The 19952-nt window shown below is 68.0% G+C and carries 19 protein-coding genes; 5 read left to right on the top strand and 14 right to left on the bottom strand.

Annotated elements, in window-relative coordinates:
• Window positions 1-50: 50 nt before the first annotated feature.
• The 4 genes from ACO1BU_RS24365 to ACO1BU_RS24350 form a co-directional block, all read right to left on the bottom strand.
• On the bottom strand, window positions 51-1685 hold the full coding sequence (locus ACO1BU_RS24365; protein WP_424138569.1) for a Na+/H+ antiporter: 1635 nt from the start codon (window positions 1683-1685) through the stop codon (window positions 51-53).
• Window positions 1686-1808: 123 nt separating this feature from the next.
• Entirely contained in the window at window positions 1809-3230 is a 1422-nt protein-coding gene (locus ACO1BU_RS24360) for a mannose-1-phosphate guanylyltransferase/mannose-6-phosphate isomerase (RefSeq protein ID WP_424138568.1), read from the bottom strand.
• 213 nt (window positions 3231-3443) lie between these two features.
• Window positions 3444-4943 carry a tripartite tricarboxylate transporter permease gene (locus ACO1BU_RS24355; protein WP_424138567.1) on the bottom strand — a complete coding sequence of 500 codons (1500 nt, stop codon included), beginning with the start codon at window positions 4941-4943 and terminating at the stop codon, window positions 3444-3446.
• 32 nt (window positions 4944-4975) lie between these two features.
• Window positions 4976-5599 carry a tripartite tricarboxylate transporter TctB family protein gene (locus ACO1BU_RS24350; protein ID WP_424138566.1) on the bottom strand — a complete coding sequence of 208 codons (624 nt, stop codon included), beginning with the start codon at window positions 5597-5599 and terminating at the stop codon, window positions 4976-4978.
• A 239-nt stretch (window positions 5600-5838) separates the two neighbouring features.
• Here ACO1BU_RS24350 and ACO1BU_RS24345 point away from each other — a divergent pair, with 239 nt between their 5' ends.
• Window positions 5839-7065, top strand: coding sequence for a M20 metallopeptidase family protein (locus ACO1BU_RS24345; protein WP_424138565.1), 1227 nt, complete (start codon window positions 5839-5841; stop codon window positions 7063-7065).
• Entirely contained in the window at window positions 7062-8048 is a 987-nt protein-coding gene (locus ACO1BU_RS24340; protein ID WP_424138564.1) for a ketopantoate reductase family protein, read from the top strand. Before ACO1BU_RS24345 ends, ACO1BU_RS24340 begins: the two co-directional genes overlap by 4 nt.
• A gap of 82 nt (window positions 8049-8130) precedes the next feature.
• Here ACO1BU_RS24340 and ACO1BU_RS24335 read toward each other — a convergent pair whose 3' ends face one another.
• From ACO1BU_RS24335 to ACO1BU_RS24325, 3 genes are all read right to left on the bottom strand, one after another.
• A complete protein-coding gene (locus ACO1BU_RS24335; protein ID WP_424138563.1) occupies window positions 8131-8430 on the bottom strand; it encodes a hypothetical protein in 300 nt (99 codons plus the stop codon).
• Window positions 8431-8603: 173 nt separating this feature from the next.
• A complete protein-coding gene (locus ACO1BU_RS24330; RefSeq protein ID WP_424138562.1) occupies window positions 8604-9230 on the bottom strand; it encodes a hypothetical protein in 627 nt (208 codons plus the stop codon).
• A 356-nt stretch (window positions 9231-9586) separates the two neighbouring features.
• Window positions 9587-9871, bottom strand: a complete 285-nt coding sequence (locus ACO1BU_RS24325) for a hypothetical protein (RefSeq protein WP_424138561.1) — start codon at window positions 9869-9871, stop codon at window positions 9587-9589.
• A gap of 157 nt (window positions 9872-10028) precedes the next feature.
• Between ACO1BU_RS24325 and ACO1BU_RS24320 the strand changes: the two genes are divergently transcribed.
• Window positions 10029-10361 (top strand): DUF1491 family protein, encoded by a 333-nt coding sequence (locus tag ACO1BU_RS24320; protein WP_424138560.1) that lies wholly within the window; start codon window positions 10029-10031, stop codon window positions 10359-10361.
• 19 nt (window positions 10362-10380) lie between these two features.
• Here the strand turns inward: ACO1BU_RS24320 and ACO1BU_RS24315 are convergent, their stop codons facing one another.
• A complete protein-coding gene (locus ACO1BU_RS24315; protein ID WP_424138559.1) occupies window positions 10381-11961 on the bottom strand; it encodes a peptidoglycan -binding protein in 1581 nt (526 codons plus the stop codon).
• Between the two features lie 119 nt (window positions 11962-12080).
• Here ACO1BU_RS24315 and ACO1BU_RS24310 point away from each other — a divergent pair, with 119 nt between their 5' ends.
• Window positions 12081-12449, top strand: a complete 369-nt coding sequence (locus ACO1BU_RS24310) for an MmcQ/YjbR family DNA-binding protein (protein ID WP_424138558.1) — start codon at window positions 12081-12083, stop codon at window positions 12447-12449.
• Between the two features lie 32 nt (window positions 12450-12481).
• On the opposite strand, the gene ACO1BU_RS24305 is transcribed toward ACO1BU_RS24310, so the two are convergent.
• The 5 genes from ACO1BU_RS24305 to ACO1BU_RS24285 all read right to left on the bottom strand — a co-directional run bounded on the left by ACO1BU_RS24305 (window position 12482) and on the right by ACO1BU_RS24285 (window position 17181).
• Window positions 12482-13621, bottom strand: coding sequence for a flagellar motor protein MotA (locus tag ACO1BU_RS24305; protein ID WP_424138557.1), 1140 nt, complete (start codon window positions 13619-13621; stop codon window positions 12482-12484).
• 6 nt (window positions 13622-13627) lie between these two features.
• Window positions 13628-14308, bottom strand: coding sequence for an OmpA family protein (locus ACO1BU_RS24300; protein WP_424138556.1), 681 nt, complete (start codon window positions 14306-14308; stop codon window positions 13628-13630).
• Window positions 14309-14423: 115 nt separating this feature from the next.
• Complete coding sequence (locus ACO1BU_RS24295; protein WP_424138555.1) at window positions 14424-15302, bottom strand: inositol monophosphatase family protein; 879 nt, start codon at window positions 15300-15302, stop codon at window positions 14424-14426.
• Between the two features lie 21 nt (window positions 15303-15323).
• Complete coding sequence (gene efp, locus ACO1BU_RS24290) at window positions 15324-15893, bottom strand: elongation factor P (protein WP_424138554.1); 570 nt, start codon at window positions 15891-15893, stop codon at window positions 15324-15326.
• 289 nt (window positions 15894-16182) lie between these two features.
• A complete protein-coding gene (locus ACO1BU_RS24285) occupies window positions 16183-17181 on the bottom strand; it encodes a tripartite tricarboxylate transporter substrate-binding protein (RefSeq protein WP_424138553.1) in 999 nt (332 codons plus the stop codon).
• A gap of 188 nt (window positions 17182-17369) precedes the next feature.
• On the opposite strand from ACO1BU_RS24285, the gene ACO1BU_RS24280 reads away from it, so the two are divergent.
• On the top strand, window positions 17370-18287 hold the full coding sequence (locus ACO1BU_RS24280; RefSeq protein ID WP_424138552.1) for a manganese catalase family protein: 918 nt from the start codon (window positions 17370-17372) through the stop codon (window positions 18285-18287).
• Between the two features lie 63 nt (window positions 18288-18350).
• On the opposite strand, the gene ACO1BU_RS24275 is transcribed toward ACO1BU_RS24280, so the two are convergent.
• Window positions 18351-19952 carry an alpha-amylase family glycosyl hydrolase gene (locus tag ACO1BU_RS24275; protein WP_424138551.1) on the bottom strand — a complete coding sequence of 534 codons (1602 nt, stop codon included), beginning with the start codon at window positions 19950-19952 and terminating at the stop codon, window positions 18351-18353.

Genomic DNA, 19952 nt, shown 5'->3' with positions numbered 1-19952 from the left:
CAAGATCCTCGCCCACCTCAGGGTTCTCTTGGCCGCCATCCTCGCCAGCCTCAGCCAGGCCCACACCGCACAAGACCACTACCTGATCCTGCGCCAGCGAGCCTAAACAAGTTATTCAAGGCCGACTGAGTAAGCTGCTGCACGATCCGCAGCTCCTCGTGATCCGTCTCGGCGAGCAGGCTGGTCATCATTTCGTCGGACATCCCGTCCTCGGCGTGATGGACCAGAAGGCGCTCGCGGGCGGCGCGCAGGGCGGCAAGGCGGATCTGCAACCGGGCGCGCAGCTCGGCCTGCGGGCCGCCCGCGGCGACACCGCTGAAAATGCGTGCGATGTCCCGGAATTCGCCGACGAGGTCGCGCGCGATGGCGCCGTCCAGAGGGCTGTCCAGGCGGCCCTCAACCTCGGCCAGGGCGGCGTGGGCCATCAGGCGCCGGGCGGTCGCCTCGGCCGGGCTCATGCCCGTCCTCTCCGGTCGGGCCACGCGCAGCTGGATGATCAGCCATTCCAGCGTGGTCCCCTGCACCACCAGCGTCGCCAGAATCGCGACAAAGGCCAGAAAGATCAGCAGGTCGCGGTGCGGTACCTCCAGCGGCAGGGCCAGGGCGGTGGCGAGCGAGACGACGCCGCGCATCCCGGCCCAGCCAATGACGAGAGCCTGGCGGGGTTCCGGCAGGTCCCGGTCACGCGCGAAGGCCGGGAACAGGTAGGGCAGATAGGTCAGGGGCATCACCCAGCCGAGGCGCGAGACGATGAGCGTGCCCGACACCGCCGCTGCCGCGAGAGCCAGGAAGCCAGCGGGATACTCGCCCAGCCGCTCGACAATGCCGTTGAGCTGCAGGCCCACCAGGATGAAGACCAGGCTGGTGAGGATGAACTCCACGAAGCCCCAGGTGGCGAAGGCCTCCACCCGCGTGCGCGGGGTGAGCAGGGCGCGCTGGCGCTGGGCGATCAGGATCCCCGCCGTGACAACGGCGATGACGCCGGAGACATGCAGGTGCTCAGCGGCCATGAAGGCGCCATAGGCGGTCAGGAAGGTGAAGGCGATTTCCAGCGGTGTCTCGCCCAGCCGGGGCAGGATGCGGGCTGCGAGCCATGCCACGGCCCAGCCCACCGCCAGCCCGCCCAGGGCGACGCCGAGGAAAGTTAGCGCCGCCAAGGCCGGCGTGACGCTGCCGACAGCCAGCGCGCCGACTGCCAGGCGGAAGAGCACGAGGGCGGAGGCGTCGTTCATCAGGCTCTCGCCTTCCAGCACCGTCACGATGCGGCGGGGAAGCGGAAGGCGCTGCAGGACAGATGAGGCAGCAACGGCATCGGGCGGGGCAACCACGGCACCGAGCGCGATGGCCGCCGCCCAGGGCAGGTCGGGCAGGATCAGCTTGGCGACCACCGCAACGCAGGCCGCGGTGAAGAGCACGGCCCCGACGGCGAGCAACAGGATGGGGCGGAGATTGGCCCGGAAATCCTGCCAGTCCGTCCGCCAGGCGCTGGCCTGAAGCAGCGGTGGAAGGAAAGCGGCGAGGGCGACAGTGGGATCCATCTCCACCCGGGGCAGGCCGGGGATGAAGGCCAGCACCATGCCGCCAAGGATCAGGACCACGGCATAGGGCAGGCGGGTGCGGCGCGCCACGACGGCAAAGCCGAGGCAGACGGCCAGCAGCGCCAGTGTGATCTCGAGGAGAAGCATCGATGAAGTCTGCGGCAAGTGGGCCGCGGGCGAAAGCACGGGCGCCCTGCGAACTATCAGGGCTCCCCGCGCGACGCTTTCGAACAAGGTGAGCCGGAGATGCTGATCCCGGCCGGCGGGACCTCAGGTCCGCCCGTAAGTATCCTCGAAGCGGACGATGTCGTCCTCGCCGAGATAGGAGCCGGACTGGACCTCGATGAGGGTCAGCGGGATCATTCCGGGGTTTTCGAGGCGGTGGACGGAGCCGAGAGGCAGGTAGACGGACTCGTTCTCGCGCAGGAGAATCCGCTCGGCATCGCGCTCGACCACGGCGGTGCCGTTGACCACCACCCAGTGCTCGGCGCGGTGATAGTGCTTCTGCAGCGAGAGCTTCTCGCCGGGGCGAACCAGGATCTTCTTCACCTGGAAACGGTCGCCCTGGATGAGCCCTTCATAATGACCCCAGGGGCGATACATGCGGCGATGAGCCGCGGCCTGGGGTCGCTTGGCGGCCTTGAGCTGGTCGACCAGCTTCTTGACATCCTGGGCGCGGTCCCGGGGCAGGGCGAGCACGGCGTCCTCGGTCGAGACGACGATCACATCCTTCAGGCCAACAACCGTGGTCAGGATACCCTCGGAGCGGACATAGCAATTTTCGGTGCCAAGCAGCTCGACCGGGCCATGGGTGGCGTTGCCGGCCGCGTCCTTGGGCGAAACCTGCCAGAGCGCGTCCCAGGAGCCGACATCGGACCAGCCGAGATCCGCCGGCACGACGGCCGCATGGGCGGTCCTCTCCATCACCGCATAGTCGATGGAGATGGAGGGAGAATTGGTGAAGGCCGGCCCGAGACGGACGAAATCGAGGTCGCGGCTGGCGCCTTCAACGGCGGCGCGGACCGCGGCCACCAGATCGGGCTGAAGGCGTTCCAACTCGGCCAGCAGGGTGGCGGCGCGGGCCACGAACATGCCGGCATTCCATAGATGCCGGCCGCCCTCGACGAAGGAGCGGGCGCGGTCGAGATCGGGCTTCTCGACAAAGGAGGCGATGGCGGAGACGCCCTCCAGCCCGGGCAGAGGGTCGCCGGTTTCGATATAGCCGAAGCCGGTCTCCGGGAAGGTCGGCTTCATGCCGAAGGTCACGATATGGCCGGCGCGGGCTGCAGCCGAGGCGCGATCCAGCGCGGCGTGCAAGGCGGGCAGGTCACTGATCGCGGCATCAGCGGCCATCAGCCAGAGAAGGGCGTGCGGGTTCTCCTCGGCGGCCAGGATGGCGGCCGCGGCAATCGCCGGAGCGGAGTTGCGAGCGGCCGGCTCAAGCACGATGCGGGCCCCGGCCACTCCGGCCTCACGCATCTGCTCGGCCACCAGGAAGCGGTGCGCCTCGGCGCAGAGGATCATCGGGGGCGCAAAGCCTGGCCCGGTGGCCCGGGCCACCGTCTCCTGCAGCATGGTCGCCTCGCCGACCAGGGACCAGAACTGCTTGGGGAAGCCCTCCCGCGAAAGCGGCCACAGCCGGGTGCCAACGCCGCCAGACAGGATGACGGGGACGATACGGTCCTGGGGCATGGGTCTTCTCAAAACTCGGGAGGCCTCGAGCATGTTCCGTTCACAGGTGCTTACGCAAACGCTCTGGGCTGTTGTCAGAAGAGCAGTTCCACGTCCGGGCGCCTACGCCCGGGCAGCCTGCTCGAGTGAGCGAGGCGTGGTAATGGAGAGTGGCGCAAAAGAAAAGCCGCCCCGGAGCCCCGGGGCGGCTTCTTGTTGCTCGGGCCGAAGGAGTTACTCGGCCAGGGCCTTGTCCTTTCCGGCGCGAATGCTGGGCAGAAGCATGGCGCCCAGCGTCAGGGCGGCAACGGCCAGCAGCGTCGCGCTGATCGGCCGCTCGACGAAGACCACCGGGTCGCCACGGGAGAGCAGCATGGCGCGCCGCAGGTGCTCCTCCATCATCGGGCCAAGCACGAAGCCGATGAGAAGGGGCGCCGCCTCCATCCGGAGCTTGGAGAAGATGTAGCCCAGGATGCCGAAGAACAGGGTCTGGTAGACGTCGAAGACCGAGTTGTTCAGCGAGTACACGCCGATGGCGCAGAAGGTGAGGATCGCCGGGTAGAGGAACTTGTAGGGCACCTGCAGCAGCTTCACCCACATGCCGATCATCGGCAGGTTGATGACGAGCAGCATCAGGTTGCCGACCCACATGGAGCAGATCAGGCCCCAGAACAGGTCCGGCTGGGCCTCCACCATGCGGGGGCCGGGCTGGATGCCCTGGATGATCAGCGCGCCGACCATCAGCGCCATCACGGCATTGGCCGGGATGCCCAGCGTCAGCAGCGGGATGAAGGAGGTCTGGGCGGCCGCGTTGTTCGCGGACTCCGGACCCGCCACGCCCTCGATGGCGCCGGTGCCGAACTCATGGCCGTACTTCGAGAGCTTCCGCTCCATCATGTAGGAGCCGAAGGCCGCAAGAGAGGCGCCGCCACCGGGCAGGATGCCCAGCACCGAGCCGATCAGCGTCCCACGCAGCACGGAGGGAACCGAACGGCGGAACTCCTCACGGGTCAGCCACAGGCTGCCGACCTTGCCGGACATGACCGAGCGGGCCTCGGGGCGTTCCAGGTTGAGGATGATCTCGCCGATGCCGAAGATGCCCATCGCGATCGACACGAAGCCGAGGCCGTCCGACAGCTCCGGCACGCCGAAGGTGAAGCGCTGCTGGCCGGTCTGCACGTCCGTGCCGACGAGGCCGAGGGCGACGCCGAGCACCACCATCGCGATGGCCTTCACCACCGAGCCCTGCGCCAACACGGCCGAGATGATGAGGCCGAGCAGCATGAGCGAGAAGTAGTCCGCCGGGCCGAAGGACAGCGCCACCTGTGTCAGCAGCGGGCCGGAGGCCGCGACCACGAGGGTGGCCACGGTGCCGGCGAAGAAGGAGCCGCAGGCCGCGATGGTCAGCGCGGCACCAGCTCGGCCCTTGCGAGCCATCTTGTAGCCGTCCAGCGCGGTGACGACGGACGAGACCTCACCTGGCAGGTTCAGCAGGATGGCCGTGGTGGAGCCACCATACTGCGCGCCGTAATAGATGCCGGCGAGCATGATGATGGCGGTGGTCGCGGGCTGGCCGAAGGTGATCGGCAGCAGCAGCGAGATGGTGGCGACCGGCCCGATGCCGGGCAGCACGCCGATGGCGGTTCCGATCAGCGCGCCGAGCAGCGCGAAGAGCAGGTTGTCCAGCGACAGCGCGACGCCGAAGCCGTGCGCCAGATTTGCGAACAGATCCATGGTTCGTCTTGACCTTTCCTAACCCTGTCGCGTCAGTAGCTGTTCGGCCACAGGGGCACCCGGATGTCGAGTTCGTAGATGAAGACGAACCAGCAGAGGATGCAGAGGAACACCGTCATCGCGGCGACGCCGAGCGGGCTGCGGACATGCTCGCGATCTGCCAGGGCGCTGATGATGCAAAGCGCTGCGATGGAGAGCATCAGGCCGAGCGGCTCAAGCAGCAGGGCGAAGATCGCGAAGGACGCGAGCACCAAGCCCAATGGCCGCCAGGACGGCGACACGGACAGCGCCATCAGGGCAACGAAGCAGGCGACGCCGACCTGGATGTAGTTGTTGTTCAACGCCATCCCTTCCATCACCCGCCAGATGATGAGGCCGACGGCAACGCTGATGGCGAGTGTGACGAAGTCGAGCTTCGTCCACTTCTCGAGCGATTCGGGCCCGTTGGTGAACCCTGCGATGACCACGATGATGCCGAGAGCGAGCTGCAGCCAGAAGACCAGCATGGGCATGTAACCCGGTCCCATGCGCCGCGCCGAGCCAAGCGTGTGTTGCTCGAGCCCAAAGCCTAGCAGGCCGCCATTTATGTACAGGCCAAGCAACGCGAGGAAGATTAGCAATCCTCCGGCCCAAAGATCTTTTGCGTTGATCTTCATGAACTCTCCACCCCTAGTCCCTCATGATACCGATCCGGGGGGGCCTATCCGCCGGATCGGGCTAAAGCGGCGCCGGCCGCGTGCCCCGGTCGGGGGATCGCGGCCGGCGGGCGCGGTGCCCTGCCCCGGATCAGGACAGGCCTCCCAATACAAAGAGGTGCGGCAACCTATGGGGCCTCGCGAAAGGCCACAAGCTTGAGATTGGTCCACGGCTTGTCATGGATGCTTCTTCACCTACGATGCGGCGCAACATCCTTGCGAGATCCGATGCCATGACGAGCCCCTATGTCACGGGAATCAATGATCCAGCCCGGCGGATCGCCGAGGTGGCGGAGGCGCTGGCACCGGGTCTTTCTGCGATCCGGCGTGACATCCATGCCCACCCCGAACTGGCTTTCGAGGAGGTGCGGACTGCGGGAATCGTCTCAGCGGAGTTGTCACGTCTCGGCATACCGCACCGCACAAAAATTGGCCGCACGGGCGTTCTGGGTGTCATTGAGGGCGGGCGGCAGGGCCCGACGCTGGCGATCCGTGCCGATATGGATGCATTGCCTATCCATGAGGAAACGGGCTTGCCCTTCGCCAGCACGGTGGATGGGAAGATGCATGCCTGCGGGCACGACATCCACACGGCGACACTGCTGGGCGTGGCTGCGGTGTTGAAGGACATGGCGCCGATGCTCGCAGGGCGTGTGGCACTGGTGTTTCAGCCCGCCGAGGAGACGCTGGAGGGCGCGGCCGCGATGATCGCCGATGGCGCGGCTGAGGGCTTCGACTTGGCGCTGGGCTTTCACAACCACCCGGACATGCCGGTGGGGGAAACGGGTTTTGTGCGTGGCGGATGCCTGGCCGCGTCAGATCGGTTCGATCTGGTACTTCGCGGAAAATCGGGCCATGCGGCACATCCGGAATCAGCAGTGGACCCGATCGTGGCGGCATCGCAATTCGTCACGCAGGTTCAGACGGTGGTGAGCCGCGAGGTCGATCCGATACGGCCGGCGGTCGTAACGATCGGCGCCTTCTCGGGCGGAACCACCTACAACATCATTCCGGAGCGCGTGCATCTGAAGGGCACGGTCCGGACGCTGGACGCGGCCACGCGCGACATTGCGGAAGCGGCTATCCGCCGGCTGGTTGCCGGGCTGGAGGCTGGGTTCCGCGTTCAGGGCGCGCTGGACTACCAGCGCAAGGTGCCACCCCTGGTGAATGACGATGCGGTGCTGGACCGGATGCTGGCGGCGATCTCTGCCCAGCTCGGCCAGGCGCCGAAAGAAGGTGTGCCTAGCATGGGATCGGAGGATTTCGCGGAGTTCGCGGCGCTGGTGCCCTCCGCCCACCTCCGTATCGGCTCCGGTGCGCCGGGGCGTGCCGACAAGCTGCACAATGCCGGCTACCAGCCCGATGAGGCCTGCATCGCTATCGGTGTGCAGGCGCTGTCACGCGCGGCGCTGGACATGCTGGCATGAAGGTCTGCGTCTTCGGCGCAGGGGCGATTGGCGGGCATCTGGCGGGGCGGCTGGCCCGCGGCGGGGCAGCGGTAAGCGTGGTGGCGCGGGGCGCCTACCTGGACGCGATCCGGGAGAAGGGGCTTACGGTCGAGGCGCGGGACGCGACCTTCCACGCCGATGTGACGGCGAGCGACGACCCGGCCGCACTCGGGCCGCAGGATGCGGTGATCGTGACCGTGAAGGGCCATGCGCTGCCAAGCGTGGCGGCGGCCATCGCGCCACTGCTCGGCCCCGAAACCGCGGTGGCCTTCGTCATGAACGGCGTCCCCTGGTGGTATTTCGACCGGCATGGCGGCCCGCTGGACGGAACACCGCTGCCGGCGCTGGACCCGGGCGCCGCCATACGGCGTGCCGTTGGGGTGGAGCGGACCATTGGTGGCGTCGTCTATTCCGCCTGCACCGTGACAAAGCCCGGAACCGTCCATGTGGAGAACGCCGGCAATCGGGTGTTGCTGGGTGAGCTGGACGGACGGATCAGCGAACGAGCCCAGGTGCTGTCCGCGGCGCTGGAAGCCGGGGGCATGCCCACGCCCGTGGTGCCGGATATCCGGAAGGAAGTCTGGCAGAAGCTGATTTCCAACCTCTACAGCGGCGCGCTGTGCCTGCTGGCGCGGCAGTCGTTGGGCGCAATTGTTAATGACCCGGTGATCCGCAGCGCTGCCCGCAACTGCATGGAGGAGGGCATGGCGATCGCGAGGGGCCTGGGCATCGAGCTCTCCTTCGACCCGGAGGAGCGGCTCCGGCAGTTCGGTGCCTCGAACCACAAGCCTTCCATTTTGCAGGACTTGGAAGCGGGCAAGCCGATCGAGATGGAGGCGATGCTGATTCAGCCGCTCGCCCTCGCGCGGATGGCGGGGGTGGCGACGCCGCTGCTGGACCTGACGGTAGCCCTGGCGCGCAAGGCGGCCGAGGCATCGGGGCAGTATAGTCCGGCGGGCTGAAGGGCTGCGATCCAGATAAAGGAAAGGCCGGGCAAGCGGACTTGCCCGGCCTTTCGCATGGGAAGAAACCGCTGAAGCGGCCTCAGTAGGGGCGGTAGACCACCGCCGGCGGGGCGTAATAGGCGACGGGCGGGGGCGGCGCGTAATACACGGGCGGCGGCGCATAAGCGACCGGCGGCGCGTAGTACACGCGTGGCGGCGGCGGCGGGGCTGCGAGGGCCGCGCCAGCGATGGCCCCCAGGGCCAGACCACCGACGAGGCCGCCAACAATCGCACCGGGACCCGGGCCGCGGCGGTGCCAGCCGGCTTCTGCGGGGGCCGCGGCGGCCATCAGCGTGACCGCGGCGATGCCACCCAGGGCGAGACTGCGAAACCTGTTCATCGAGCGGGCCCCTCCCAGGGCTACTGACGAAGAGAATATGACCGCCATCTGGTGCGAGATTATGGCAGAGGCTGGGTCACTTCGTGGCCCGGATATCCCGCCATCTGGCACCGCCAAGGCACGGACATCGGCTCGGGGCCGGCCATTGGATCGGCTGTGTCCCGCTTCGACGTTCATCCAGGAATATGGGATCGGCGCGCTCTGGGGGCAAGCGCGGCGCGCGGGAGGGCGGTCTGGCCGAGAACCCAGCCTTCCCAGCGCAGGATCCAGGGATCGTCCGGAACGAAGTCCGGCCGCGCGCCGTCGAGCACCGAGATGAGGCAGAGCAGGCCGAGCAGGCTGTCGAAACGGTCCTCCCCGGCGGCATCGGCGCCGAAGCCATCCGCGATCGTGTTCCGCAGCGGCGCATCCGGGGTGACGCGCAGGCGCTCCAAAGCGGCCTCAATGGAAGGCGCGACGGCGCGGCGGGCCTCCCGGGCGCGCTTGCTGCCGGGCAGCCGGATGCCGAGTTGGCGCATCGCCTCCGCGGGATAGGTCTCGGCAAGGGTGGCGGTGCCGGGGGCGAGAAGGGCATGCAGCCCGCCTTCGAAAGGCCAGAGGCGAAGGGGCGCGTCGGCTGACAGGGAAGGGATGAGCCAGTCGCGCCAGGCCGCGATGGCCGCCTTGCCGGTCTGGTTAGCGCCCAGTGTCCAGAAAAGCGGTGCGCCAGCGGGGCGCTCGGCTGTGGCGCGGTCGCAGAGGCGGGACAGTTGCTCGGGCGCGGCGAGGCCGAGGGCGGCGGCATGGGCGGCGCGGGTCATGCCGCGCAGCCCGCGTGCCGGGTAGAAGGGGCGGCGCGGGGAGACCGTCTCCAGCGTTTCGCTGACGCGCAGGAAATCCGGATCGTCGGACAGGCTGCGAAGGAAGGTCGGGAAGTCCGGTTCCCGGCGTCCGGCAGCCCATGCGCGGGGGAGCCCGAGCGGCAGATCGAGGCCCAGGGCCAGGGGCGGACCTTCCGTCAGCAGCGAGGCGGTGAGGGCGGCAGGATCGCCGACCGGACGGGCGGCGGCAGCAGTCCAGCTATCTCCATTCCGGCGAGCGATGGTGATCCAGCGCTTTGCCGGATGGGCGGACCAGTCGGCATGGGCGGCGATCAGCCGCCCCTCGCCGTAGGCTGTCAGCGGGAGGGCTTGAGAGGCTGCTGGGCGCGCTCAAGCAGGCGGCGGAAAAGGCTGGGTTTCTTCGGGGGCGCGACCTCGGCGGCGCGACGGGCCACGTCCTGCGTGGCGGCACGGCGCTCCTCCTCGCGCTCCTTCTCCTTGGCAGCCAGCCACTTCTCCAGGCTCATGCCGGCCTTGGCGGCGCGGCGGGCCTCATAGGCGCGCTGAGCTTCGGTCATGCGGGGCGGCGTGCCCGGCTTGCTGGTCTTCTGGGCCTCGTCACGCGGCTTCTGGGCGGCCATGTCAGTGATTCCAGGGAGTGGGGTTGGCCCTTGTAACGCAGAGGCGGAACGGGGGACGGCGAGGGAATGACGCGGCCCGGGCCGGGCATCAAGCCCCCTTCGCGCGCAGGCCGCCGCATGGCACGGGGTGGGGCGGATTGCCTCGGGAGTTCAGGTCGTGGAAGCGCGGGTGAAGGCAGGGCTATGGGTGTCCATGGCCTTGCGGATGGCGGATTTGGCTGGCCGCCCGGGGGCGGTGCTGCGGAAGGGGGATGCCGACAGCGGCGGCATCCTTTGCGTGCTGCGCGGGCGGGAAGGGCTGATGGTCCTGGCCCAGACGCGGGACGCGATGGGCCGGCCGGCCTGGGTGCGCGGAACCGGCGATGCGCCCGTCGACGATGCGGGAGCCGACGCTTATGTGGCGCGTCAGGTGAAGCGCGATCCCGATCTCTGGGTCGTCGAGTTCGAGGCGCCGGACCTGAAGCCGCCCTTCGAGGCCGTGATCGTCTGAGTCTTCGCCCCCGGGCTGCTCAGCGATCCGTCAGCCGCAGCTCGATCCTCCGGTTCCGGGCGCGGGCCTGGGGCGTGTCTGCCGTATCGATCGGCTGGAACTCACCGAAGGCTGTGGCGGCGACACGGTTCGCGGGCAGGCCGTCCTGGATCATCAGCTGGGCTACCGCGATGGCACGTGCGGAGGAGAGCTCCCAGTTGCTGGCGAAGCGGGAGCCCGGGCGGATGGGCGAGTTGTCGGCATGGCCGTCGACGCGGAGAAGCCAGTTCACGCCCTCGGGGATACGCTGGGAGATGTCGAGCAGCTGGCGTGTGACATTGCCGATCTGCTCGCGGCCGGCCTCGGAAAGTTCGGCGCTGCCGACTGGGAACAGCACCTCCGACTGGAAGACGAAGCGGTCGCCGGCGATGCGGACTTCCGGGCGGTTGCCCAGCACCTCCCGCAGGCGGCCGAAGAAGTCGGAGCGGTAGCGCTGCAGCTCCTCCACCCGGGCGGCCAGGGCGGCGTTCAGGCGCTGGCCGAGGGCGGTGATCTGGCTGTCCTTCTCGCGATCCTGTGCTTCCTGCGCGTCCAGCGCAGCGGCCACACGCCGCAGCTCGGCCCGTAACGCATCGAGCTGCTGGGTCAGGAGCGCGGCCTGGGCGCGGGCGCTCTCGGCCAGGCGTCCATATTCGCCGGACTGGGCCTCGGCGGCCTGGCGGGCAGTCTGCGCCTGCTCGGCCGCGGCCTGGGCAGCGTTGCGGGCCGTGACGGCTTCCGTCGTGGCGGCCTCCGCCGTGCGGCGGCGGCGCTCCTCGTCATCCGCGCGGGCGATGGCCTCCTGCGCCTGCTTCTCCGCCTGATCGCGCAAGGCGGTCAGGGCACGAATTTCATCGTTCAGGCGGGTGATGTCGGCCAGCCGGGCCTCGAGCGTGGCCCGGTCCGCGACGGTCTGTTGGCCCAGGCGATCCGCTTCCGCACGAAGGGCCGCCAGATCACGCTGGGCGGCCTCCAGGGCCGTGCGGGTTTCGGCCAGGCTGCGCTCCGCGCTCTGCCGGGCGGCCTGTTCAGTGGCCAGCGCCCGGCGAGCTTCAGTCTGGCCGCGCACGGCATTGGCAGTGTCGGCGCCTGCGGCCTCGGCGCCGGATAGCGCCTCCGCCAGGCGTGCTTCGAGACTGGCGATGCGCTCTGCATTGCCGCGGCTGGCGAGCTCGGCATCGGCCAGACGGGCGGCGAGGCGGTCGCGCTCGTCGCGCAGGGCGTCGCGGGCGGTGGAAGCCTGGGCTGCTTCGCCACGCAGCGCCGTCAGGTCACGGCGGGCGGTATCACGGTCAGCGGCTGCGGCGCGGGCCTCCTCCTGCGCGCGGCCGAGGGCGGCGCGCTGTTCCTGTGCACTGCCGCGTTCGAGGGCGAGGAGCTCGGACAGTTCCGCCACCTGACGGTTTAGCCGGTCCAGCGCACGGTCGCGGGAGGAGAGGGTGACGGACAGGAAGCCCTGGGCCAGGACAAAAACCAGCAAGACGAAGATGATGATGATGAGCAGCGTGGCCAGGGCGTCGACATAGCCCGGCCAGGCATTCAGGCCCTCACGCTGGCCCCGGCGGGAGGAGCCTAGTGCCATGGGACGGCCCTCGGTGGCGACTGCCGGCCTGGCTTGGCGAGCACGCCGCCACCGGCGAGCATGAGCACCCCGGGCAGGCCGGCACTCGCTGCCGTGCAACGGAATTGGAGGTGTACAGAATGGCGGAAGAGCCCACCAATCGCCTTCGGGCCATCTGCCTGGCGCTGCCGGAGGCGACGGAGAAAGAGGCCTGGGGTGATCCGACCTTCCGGATCCGGGACAAGATCTTTGCGATGGAGAAGCGCGGGGATGGCCGCATCTCCCTGTGGTGCAAGGCCCCAGCGGGGGTGCAGGCGATCCTGGTTGGCGCTGACCCCGTGCGCTTCTACGTGCCGCCCTATGTCGGGCCGAAGGGCTGGATCGGCGTGCGCCTGGACCACCGCCCGGATTGGAAGGAAGTGACAATGCTGGTGCGGCGCAGCTACTGCCTGATCGCGCCGAAGCGGCTGGCCGGCCTGGTCGGCAGCGCCGATCGGGTCAATGCCTGATCCAGCCGTCGCGGCAGGGCGGCAGGGCGCGCTCATGCCTGCGGCGGCGCCTCGGCCAGGGCGGCGATGGTGCGGGCCAGGACCTTGATCTCGGAACGGATCTCCTGGGTGGACTGCGCGCGGCCTTGCGCCGACTCCTCAAGCAGGCGGGCCAGGTAGAGTTCCATGTTGCGGAGATGGCCGCGCGCGGCGGCATCGTGGTCGCCGATCTCGCCCAGGCGCTGCAGGGCGGGGGCGAGGCCGGCCTGGCTTTCGGCCACCCGCTGCATCAGCACCTGATTGGCGCGCATCTGGTCCGTCAGGACAGAAAGGCGCTCGGTGAGCGTCTCAAGCGCGCGGCTGACACCAGCACTGCGCTCCTCCCCGCGGGTGAGGATACGCTGGAGACCCTCAAGGTTCTCGGCAGTCTGCTCCAGCAGGGCCTGTACATAGGCGGGGACGGAGCCACCCTCCGTGCCACCTTCGCCGAGGATGCCCGATGAAAGGCGGGTGACGCCGGCAAGCCATTCCTCCAACTCGTTGTAGAAACGGGTCTGCGCCTGGCCGGCGGTGAGGTCGAGGAAACCCAGGACCAGGGCGCTGGCGAGGCCGAGCATGGAGGAGGAGAAGGCCACGCCCATGCCGTTCAGCGGCTGGGCCAGGCCGCTCTTGAGCTGGTTGAACAGGGTGGTCACGTCACCGCTGCCGACGGACATGTTCTGGATGACGTCGGAGACGGAACCGATGGTCATGATCAGGCCCCAGAAGGTGCCGAGCAGGCCGAGGAAGATCAGCAGCCCCGTCATGTAGCGCGACAGTTCGCGCTGTTCGTCGAGGCGGGAGGCGATGCCATCCAGCACGCTGCGCATGGCGCCGGTGGAGAGGGAGAGGCGGTCGGAGCGGCGGCTGGCGAGCATGGAAGCCATCGGCCCGAGCAGGCGTGGTGGCGCCTGCTCGGGCAGGCCCTGCTGCGGGGCACGGAAGGCTTCGAGCCAGTTCACCTCCGTCTTCAGGAGCACCACCTGGCGGATGCACCAGCCCGTGCCGAGGACGAGAACCGCCAGGATGAGCGAGTTCAGCACGGGGTTCACCGCGAAGGCGTGCTGGAGCTCGCCAAAGAGGAGCCCGGCGACCAGCGCCACGATCACGAGGAAGAGCACCATCCTGAGGAGATAGCGGGTGGGGTTCGTCATGGCGGCCTATCCGCCTCTCGGCGATGAGGAGGGGCGCGACGGCGCTGTGTTTGGCGCCGGGCTCGGGGAAGGGCTTTGGGCGGTGCCCGACGCGGCCGGGGTCGCGGCCGCCGCCTCGCGGGGGCGGGCGGCGGGCGGCGCGATGATGTCGATGGCGTCCACTTCCTCCTCCGTGCGGCCCATCGGGCGGATGTCGATCCGGGTGCCGGGAAGGCCACCGCGGACGAGCGAGGCCTTGACGCTGATGGCACGGGCTAGGCTCGCGCGGCGGGCGACCGGTGGGTCGTCGGTAGGGGCGGAGGTCTGGGCGATCACCGTGATCCGGCCCGTGGTCTGCTCGGCAAGGTAGCGGCCGATGGTCTCCATGGACTGGCGGGAGGCGGGGTCGGCCTGGCCTTCGGCCGCGCGGCCGGTGATTCGCCAGCCGCCGGCCGGGATACGGGCGAAGCCGGGGGCAAGGGAAAGGTCGGCGACATCGGCCGGCAGGGCTGGGCGAGGGGCGGCGGACAGGTCGGCGGGGGCCGGCGGATCCGGGATGCGCTCGGAAGGGGCCGCCGGGTTGAAAGCCTCGGCGGCGGGGACGTCGGTGTCCGGGGTATTGTGGGGCACGTCATCCTGGGCCGCGGCGACGCGCGCGGCAAGCAGGACGGCGAGGGCGAGGGCGGCGCCAGGGCTGCGGGTGGTCACGCGCGCAGGCTAACCCATGATGGGGCGGGCGCGAAGCGATGGCGACGCCATGAAGGTGGCGGATTCATTGCGGCGGGGTCGTGCGGAGCGGAAGGGCCTGCTCCGCACCGGTTGTTCAGCCTGCCGCGGCTTCGCCGCCGCTGCCACCGCCGCGCCGCTCCGCAACATAGGCCATGCCCTCCACCACCGCTTCACGGAGCTTGCCGTGGAGCAGGGTGTTGCCGGCAACAATGTTACCGGTGGCATAGGGGTCCTCGTCGCCGGGAGCGGTGACGTAGCCGCCAGCCTCACGCACCATGATGATGCCGGCCGCGCAATCCCAGGGCTTCAGGCCCAGTTCCCAGTAGCCCTCATACCGGCCTGCCGCGACCCAGGCGAGGTCGAGCGCGGCCGAGCCGAAGCGGCGGATGCCCGCGACCTGTGGCATCAGCCGGGCGAGGGTGGTGCTGAACTCCGCGCGGTGCGGCACCTTGGCGAAGGGGATGCCCGTCGCGAAGAGGGCGGCGTTCATATCCCGCCGGCCGGAGACGCGCAGGCGCCGGTCGTTTAGGAAGGCGCCGCGGCCCTTCTCGGCCCAGAACAGCTCATCGGTGGCGGGATTGTAGATGACCCCCGCCATGATCTCGGAGCTGGTTGGCGAGATGCGCTTCTCGATGCCGACCGAGATGCACCATTGCGGGATGCCATGCAGGAAGTTCGTGGTGCCGTCGAGCGGATCGACGACCCAGCGCCATTCCCAGTCAGCCTCGCCGCTTTCACCGCTCTCCTCCATGAGGAAGGCGAAGTTCGGGCGGGCGCGGCGCAACTCCTCGCGCAGCGTCTCCTCGGCGCGGATGTCGGCCTGGGAGACGAAGTCGCCAGGGCCCTTGCTGCTGACCTGAAGGTTCTCAACCTCGCCGAAATCGCGCAGCAGGCGCCGCCCGGCCTTGCGGGCAGCGTTCACCACAACGGTCAGGGCGGGCGAGAGACGGGCGGAGGGCTGTGCGCCGGACATGAAGCTTATCCTCTCGGGCGATCAGCCCTTGGCGCGCTCAAGATAGGAAGCGTCCTCGGTGCGGACCACGATCTTCTCGCCCGCCGTGATAAAGGGCGGGACCATGGTCTTCACGCCGTTGGAAAGGACTGCCGGCTTGTAGGAGGAGGAGGCGGTCTGGCCCTTCACCACCGGGTCGGCCTCGGTCACTTCCAGTACCACCGTGTCGGGCAGGTCCATGGAGACGGGCTCGCCCTCGATGAGGCGGACATTCACGGTCATGTTCTCGACGAGGAAGGGCAGGCGGTCGCCGAGGATGTCCTTGGAGACCGTGGTCTGCTCGAAGGTCTCCGGGTCCATCAGCACGAGATGGTCGCCCTCGGCATAGGAGAAGGTGAACTCCTTGTCCTCGGTGGTCAGGCGCTCGACCGTATCGGCGGTGCGCCAGCGCTGGTCCTTCTTGGCACCAGTCTTGATGTTGCGCATGTCCACCTGGATCACAGCGGCACCCTTGCCGGGGATCATGATGTTCTGCTTCAGGATCGTGTAGCGCTGGCCCTCGAACTCGATGACCATGCCGGCGCGCATCTGGTTGGCCTGCATTTTCGCCATTTGGGGCGTCCTGTTCGTCGTCTGGAATTAGAAAGGATCGGCGGCGGGCAATACACGCGGGGTCGTGGTGTGGCAACCGCGCGCTACGCCGGGTTGGGGTGCGTTCTCGCGGGCGCAGCATTGCTCACAGGCCTGAGAGGTGCTTTAATGGGAAAAGCTTCGAGACAAACTACGCTCGTCGCGATAAAGTATTGATATCACTGATCTTCTCTGGATCTGGGGTTGTGGATAACCCTGTGGGGATCCGGTTCGCTGGGGCGCCCTCCCTGGGGATAGCGCCCCCCCGAAATCAGTCGGCATAGGCCCCGGTAGCCTCGATGATCGGCTTCCATTTGGCGATGTCGGCGGTCCAGAAGCGCCGATGGGCCTCGGGGGTCGCGTCCTCCTGCGAAACGGGAGAGGTGCCGATATCGGCGAAGCGCTGGACGATGCGCGGGTCCCGCAATGCGGCCTGGAGCGAACGGGTCAGACGCGCGCAGACCGGCGCCGGGGTGCCCTTGGGGGCGTAGAGCCCGTGCCAGACCGTCACTTCGAATCCGGGCAGGCCGGCCTCCGCAGTGGTGGGGATCTCGGGCAGGGTCGCGATCCGGGTGCGGGAGGGGGTGGCGAAGACCTTCACATTGCCGCCGCGGATATACTCGGTCGTTTGGGTCGTCTGGTCGCAGAGGATGTCCACCCGGCCGCCCAGGATCTCCTGCATGGCTGGGCCGGTGCCGCGAAAGGGGATGACGGTGGGCTTCACCCCAATGGCGTTGGCAAAGAGCGCGCCGCAGAGCGCCGAGGAGGACCCGATGCCGGCATCCGCCAGATTGAAGCCCTCCCCTTGCTTTTTCATGTAGGCGACTAGTTCCGCCAGATTGTTCGCGGGCAGGTCTTTCCTGCCGACGATGGTCATCGGCACCTCGGTCACCAGCCCCAGGGGCTCGAAGCCATGGACGGGGTCATAGGCCAGGCGCCGGTACATGGTGGGAATGACCCCCATGCCGATATGGTGCAGCAGGACGGTGTACCCGTCCGGCCTTGCTGTCGCGACACGCTGGGCGCCGAGGGTGCCACCGGCTCCGGTCGTGTTCTCGACCACCACGGGTTGGCCGATTTCACGGCTCATCGTCTCGGCCAGCAGCCGGCCAACGGTATCGGTCGGGCCGCCTGCGGCGAAAGGAATCACCATGGTGATGGGCCGGGTCGGGAAGGCAGTACCGGAACTTCCCTGGGCCTGGGCGAAATGCGGAGCGGCGAGCGTGGCAAAGCCGGCCGCCGCGAGCCTGCGACGGGTAATCTGGGGCATGGACATTCTCCCTGCGGCGGCCTTGGGCGGCGCCGTTGCGATTGCCGAAAGTCTGGACCGGAGCGGCGCTCGTGGGGAAGAGGGAGAGGGAGGGGATGCAGCGTCCATCGCACGGTTCCGAGAGATTGAGAACCATTCTCGGATTACACCGTTCCAGGCAGGGACCCCCGGGAGACTCCCCTATGTTCATGCGCGTCGATAAGCTCCAGGCCGAGCTGCCCCCACCCAAGCGAAAGGATCCGAACGCCGCAGCCGCCCTACAGGAGTTGCTGGGCGGCAAGTATGGCGAGATGTCGACACTCGGGAACTACATGTTCCAGAGCTTCAACTTCCGCAGCAAGGACAAGCTGAAGCCGTTCTACAGCTTGGTCGCCAGCATCACGGCGGAGGAGCTGGGCCATGTCGAGCTGGTGAGCAATGGCGTCGCCATGCTGAACAACGGTCCTGACATACCCGGCGCCGACGAGAAAAACGGCGGGGATATTTCCGGCGCGCCGTTCGAGGCGATGAAGGACATCCGTTCCTTCGCCAGCTTCGCGTCAGGTGCTGGCGGCGCACTGCCGGTGAACAGTAATTCCATGTCCTGGAACGCGGACATGGTGACGACGACGGGCAATGTCGTCTTTGACCTGCTGCACAACTTCCACCTGGAATGCGGCGCGCGCCTGCACAAGCTGCGCGTTTATGAAACGCTGAGCGACCCGACGGGGCGCGAGGTCTGCGGCTATCTGCTGGTGCGCGGCTCCGTGCACGCGCATTCCTACGCGCTGGCACTGAAGAAGATCACCGGCGTGGAGCTCGAAAAGTTCCTGCCCGTGCCGAACATCCCGCTGGGCAATATTCCGGAATGCCAGAAATACCTGGATGAGGGCTCCCATCGCCGCCTCTATACTTGGAGTCCCGCAGACTACAAGGATATCGCGGGGATCTGGGGCAATGGCGAGCAGGCCCTTCCCACCGACCCGCCGGGCGAGCTGACGGTGGTGGACGGCATGCCCGAAGGCGGCAAGATCCACGCGCTGACAGGCGTGCCCTCCGCCTTCACGCCGGATTATGCACCGGAGGAGATGCTGGAGATCGCGACGAAGCTTACGAAGAAGATGTGATGCGCGGCGGGCCGGGCGTCGATCTGCCACCCGGCCCCTGCCTGCTCATATTTCCTTCGTGCCTTAATCCGCCGAGAGCACAAGAATGACGCCCTCTTCCGGGCGCAGCGAGAGCTTGGAGGCGATGGCATCCCCTTCGCGGTCAAGCGTCGTGGACAGAAGCAGGCGTGCTCCTGGCACGTCAGGCGGAAGTGTGAGCTGCACGGGCTGAGAGCCGAAGTTCAACGCCACCAGAAGCCGTGCGCCATCATTGTCCCTTCGTTCGAAGGCGAAGATGTCGCCCTCCACATGCGCGGCGATGTAGCGGCCGGTGCTCAACGCCGTCCATTCACGCCGCAGGGCGATCAGGCGTCGGTGAAGCGACAGGATGGAGTTGGGGTCGCCCGACAGAGCCGCCACATTCCGTGTCGCGAAGTCGTCGTTGAGCGGAAGCCAGGGTGTGGCCGTGGTAAAGCCAGCATTCTCCGTCGCGTCCCAGGGCATAGGCGTGCGCGAGGGATCCCGCCCCAGGCCCAGGCCGGGCTCGTTCCGCTCCCACGGGTCCTGTGCACGGTCCGGCGGGATCGCGACGTTTTCCAGCCCGAGTTCGTCGCCGTAATAAAGGGTGGGCGTGCCGCGCAGGGTTAGCAGCAGCATGGCCGCGAGGCGTGCTCCGGCCGCGCCCACGCGCGTGGCAATGCGCTTCTGGTCGTGATTGCCCAGCACCCAGTTCGGCCAGCCGCCCTCAGGCAAGGCGGCCTCGTACTCCGCTACGATGCGGGCAATCTGGGCGGCATTCCAGGCAGCGAAGATAAGCTGGAAGTTGAAGGGCAGATGCGCGCCCTTCATGTCCCGCCCGTAATAGGCCACCAGGCGCTCCACCGGCAGGTAGATTTCGCCGATCAGCACGCGCTCCGGATAGGCATCCAGCACGGCGCGCATCTCCTCCACCACTTCCAGCGTCTCCGGCCGGTCGGCGGAGTAGGTCTGTAGAAGCTGCCCGATGCTGGCGTGATGCGGTTCCCAACCGGGATTCGGCGGATTGTCGCGAAACTGGTCGTCCTTGACCAGCAGCCAGATCACGTCGACGCGGAAGCCGTCCACGCCGCGATCGAGCCAGAAGCGCAGCGCGTCATACATGGCCTGACGCACCGCGGGATTGCGCCAGTTGAGGTCGGGCTGCTCCCTCAGGAAGCCGTGGTAGTAATACTGTCCCGTGGCGGGATCGAACTCCCAGCCGCTGCCGCCGAAATTCGCCAGCCAGTTGTTGGGCGGCCCGCCATCCGGCGCGGGATCGCGCCAGATATACCAGTGGCGTTTGGGATTATCGCGGGAGGAACGGCTTTCCAGGAACCAGGGGTGCTGGTCCGAGGTGTGGTTCGGCACGAAGTCGAGGATCACCTTCAGCCCGCGCGCATGCGCTTCCGCCAGGAGGCGGTCGAAATCCTCCATCCTTCCGAAGATCGGGTCGATGCCGCGGTAGTTGCTGATGTCATAGCCGAAATCGGCCATGGGCGAGGGAAAGATGGGCGAGATCCAGATCGCATCCACCCCGAGCCAGCAGAGATAATCGAGGCGCCGGCGGATGCCCTCCAGGTCACCGATGCCATCGCCATTGCTGTCCTGAAAGGAGCGTGGATAGATCTGATAGACGATGCCGTGCTGCCACCAGAGGGTGTCGGACAT

The sequence above is a fragment of the Roseomonas chloroacetimidivorans genome (assembly GCF_049629625.1).
Taxonomy (GTDB): domain Bacteria; phylum Pseudomonadota; class Alphaproteobacteria; order Acetobacterales; family Acetobacteraceae; genus Roseomonas; species Roseomonas chloroacetimidivorans.
The sequence above is the reverse complement of the archived record's forward strand: the minus strand, read 5'-3'. Positions and strand labels throughout refer to the sequence as shown.

What these genes read in the sequence shown, in the direction of transcription:
- ACO1BU_RS24365 (WP_424138569.1), bottom strand. Translation starts at nt 1,685, where the DNA reads ATGCTTCTCCTCGAGATCACACTGGCGCTGCTGGCCGTCTGCCTCGGC.
- ACO1BU_RS24360 (WP_424138568.1), bottom strand. Translation starts at nt 3,230, where the DNA reads ATGCCCCAGGACCGTATCGTCCCCGTCATCCTGTCTGGCGGCGTTGGC.
- ACO1BU_RS24355 (WP_424138567.1), bottom strand. Translation starts at nt 4,943, where the DNA reads ATGGATCTGTTCGCAAATCTGGCGCACGGCTTCGGCGTCGCGCTGTCG.
- ACO1BU_RS24350 (WP_424138566.1), bottom strand. Translation starts at nt 5,599, where the DNA reads ATGAAGATCAACGCAAAAGATCTTTGGGCCGGAGGATTGCTAATCTTC.
- ACO1BU_RS24345 (WP_424138565.1), top strand. Translation starts at nt 5,839, where the DNA reads ATGCGGCGCAACATCCTTGCGAGATCCGATGCCATGACGAGCCCCTAT.
- ACO1BU_RS24340 (WP_424138564.1), top strand. Translation starts at nt 7,062, where the DNA reads ATGAAGGTCTGCGTCTTCGGCGCAGGGGCGATTGGCGGGCATCTGGCG.
- ACO1BU_RS24335 (WP_424138563.1), bottom strand. Translation starts at nt 8,430, where the DNA reads ATGAACAGGTTTCGCAGTCTCGCCCTGGGTGGCATCGCCGCGGTCACG.
- ACO1BU_RS24330 (WP_424138562.1), bottom strand. Translation starts at nt 9,230, where the DNA reads ATGACCCGCGCCGCCCATGCCGCCGCCCTCGGCCTCGCCGCGCCCGAG.
- ACO1BU_RS24325 (WP_424138561.1), bottom strand. Translation starts at nt 9,871, where the DNA reads ATGGCCGCCCAGAAGCCGCGTGACGAGGCCCAGAAGACCAGCAAGCCG.
- ACO1BU_RS24315 (WP_424138559.1), bottom strand. Translation starts at nt 11,961, where the DNA reads ATGGCACTAGGCTCCTCCCGCCGGGGCCAGCGTGAGGGCCTGAATGCC.
- ACO1BU_RS24310 (WP_424138558.1), top strand. Translation starts at nt 12,081, where the DNA reads ATGGCGGAAGAGCCCACCAATCGCCTTCGGGCCATCTGCCTGGCGCTG.
- ACO1BU_RS24305 (WP_424138557.1), bottom strand. Translation starts at nt 13,621, where the DNA reads ATGACGAACCCCACCCGCTATCTCCTCAGGATGGTGCTCTTCCTCGTG.
- ACO1BU_RS24295 (WP_424138555.1), bottom strand. Translation starts at nt 15,302, where the DNA reads ATGTCCGGCGCACAGCCCTCCGCCCGTCTCTCGCCCGCCCTGACCGTT.
- efp (WP_424138554.1), bottom strand. Translation starts at nt 15,893, where the DNA reads ATGGCGAAAATGCAGGCCAACCAGATGCGCGCCGGCATGGTCATCGAG.
- ACO1BU_RS24285 (WP_424138553.1), bottom strand. Translation starts at nt 17,181, where the DNA reads ATGCCCCAGATTACCCGTCGCAGGCTCGCGGCGGCCGGCTTTGCCACG.
- ACO1BU_RS24280 (WP_424138552.1), top strand. Translation starts at nt 17,370, where the DNA reads ATGCGCGTCGATAAGCTCCAGGCCGAGCTGCCCCCACCCAAGCGAAAG.
- ACO1BU_RS24275 (WP_424138551.1), bottom strand. Translation starts at nt 19,952, where the DNA reads ATGTCCGACACCCTCTGGTGGCAGCACGGCATCGTCTATCAGATCTAT.